The 788-nt window shown below is 61.3% G+C and carries 2 protein-coding genes; one reads left to right on the top strand and one right to left on the bottom strand.

Translation table 11 applies throughout. From position 1 onward, the window contains the following. Positions 1 to 259: DUF4277 domain-containing protein (locus tag AWB68_RS47975; protein WP_125483336.1), on the bottom strand; the 259-nt coding region annotated here is incomplete at its 3' end. Positions 260 to 301: 42 nt separating this feature from the next. Here AWB68_RS47975 and AWB68_RS49200 point away from each other — a divergent pair. After that, positions 302 to 652 carry a DUF6788 family protein gene (locus AWB68_RS49200; protein ID WP_172175075.1) on the top strand — a complete coding sequence of 117 codons (351 nt, stop codon included), beginning with the start codon at positions 302 to 304 and terminating at the stop codon, positions 650 to 652. Positions 653 to 788: the final 136 nt, after the last annotated feature.

Below are 788 nucleotides of genomic sequence, written 5' to 3'. Positions count from 1 at the left end.
ACATCCCGCTGGCGAAGCCGTGGACGGTTTCCTGCTGGCGGTAAACCGGCTCGCGTTCGACGATGATCGAGCGCAGCAGGACGCCGAGGGCCCGGGCATGAGGAACAGCACAGCGTGCGTCCGAGGGGACGTGTCGTTCGAGCACGTCCTCCAGGCCGATGCGTCCAATAAAGTGATTGATGAGGGGCAAAGGTCCCAGCCGCTCGCTTTGCAGGGTGAAGCGAGCCTTGTGCGGGGAAGGTTCTTGCGTGCCGTTCATTCTGTCGCTAAGCTTAGCGACAGATATTCAAAAGTCAAGCTCATGCCACGCCGACCCGAAGTCATCATCAAGCAGGCCCGCGAGCGCATCGAGCGCATCCGGGAGACGCTCAATGCGATCGACTATCTGTGTTCCGGCACGCTCCTGGAGCGCATGAAGGTCTGCGGCAAGCCGGGCTGCCGCTGCGCCCAGGATCCCGACGCCCGCCACGGCCCATACTATGAGTGGGGACATATGAAAGGCGGCAAGCTCGTCCATCGGACGGTCTCGCCCAAGCAGGCCGCCGTCTTGCGGCATGCCATCGCTAACTATCGGAAGGCGAAGAAGCTGATGCAGGAGTGGGAGGACGAAACCGAGCGCCTGATAGACGCTGAAGCGCCACGCAAACCCTAACCGACCCGGGCGTCCGGGAAATTACGCCCAAATTCGATCGGCGACCTGCGGAAAGTAAGTCGTAGGTCAACGGCCCCAGTCCGATCGTCTCCTGACCGTTGAAATCAAGCTCGGTGGTGTCTTGAAGACAGAGCAC

This window comes from Caballeronia choica, from assembly GCF_001544535.1.
GTDB classification, from domain to species: domain Bacteria; phylum Pseudomonadota; class Gammaproteobacteria; order Burkholderiales; family Burkholderiaceae; genus Caballeronia; species Caballeronia choica.
The sequence above is the reverse complement of the archived record's forward strand: the minus strand, read 5'-3'. Positions and strand labels throughout refer to the sequence as shown.

Excerpts from the sequence above, each read along its gene's own strand:
- AWB68_RS49200 (WP_172175075.1), top strand. The coding sequence starts at position 302 with ATGCCACGCCGACCCGAAGTCATCATCAAGCAGGCCCGCGAGCGCATC.